This window comes from Lampropedia aestuarii (assembly GCF_004803635.1).
Lineage (GTDB): Bacteria > Pseudomonadota > Gammaproteobacteria > Burkholderiales > Burkholderiaceae_C > Lampropedia > Lampropedia aestuarii.
Map to the genome: position 1 here is coordinate 1 of NZ_SSWX01000065.1, position 479 is coordinate 479.

The 479-nt window shown below is 60.5% G+C and carries 1 protein-coding gene; it reads left to right on the forward strand.

The genetic code is table 11. The features are described 5' to 3' along the window. Window positions 1-479 (forward strand): Ig domain-containing protein (locus E8K88_RS17920; protein WP_205880135.1); only part of this gene is annotated, 479 nt, incomplete at both ends.

A 479-nucleotide genomic window follows, 5' to 3' on the forward strand; every position in this document is an offset into this window, starting at 1 on the left:
AGATGCCAACCAAGGCGGCAGCGAATTGCCTGCTGGCTTGAATCTGGAGCCAGAGACAGGCCTGATCACGGGCCTGCCTACGGCTGCCGGGGTTTATCCCGTGACGCTGACGGTGACAGACAGCGCCAGTAATCAACGCACGCTTGACTGGAGTATCAACGTGGCTTTGGCCGATGTGAAGGTGCCAGAGGACGCTCGCATCCTGCCAGAGGCAAGAGTGGGGGTGGCCTACACTGCTCAGATTGTGGCCACTGGCGGCACAGGTCGCTACCGCTTTATGGTGAGTCCAGGCCAACTGCCAGATGGTCTGGTGCTCAACCCAGACACAGGGGCCATCACGGGACTGCCAACGACAGCAGGCTCGAGCGCATTGCTTATCATGATCACCGATGAATCAAGCATCGGGCCTGGCAGCAAGGCAGGCGGCACCACCATCTACACCGTGACGCAGGCATTCGACCTGGTGGTTCTGCCCGCAG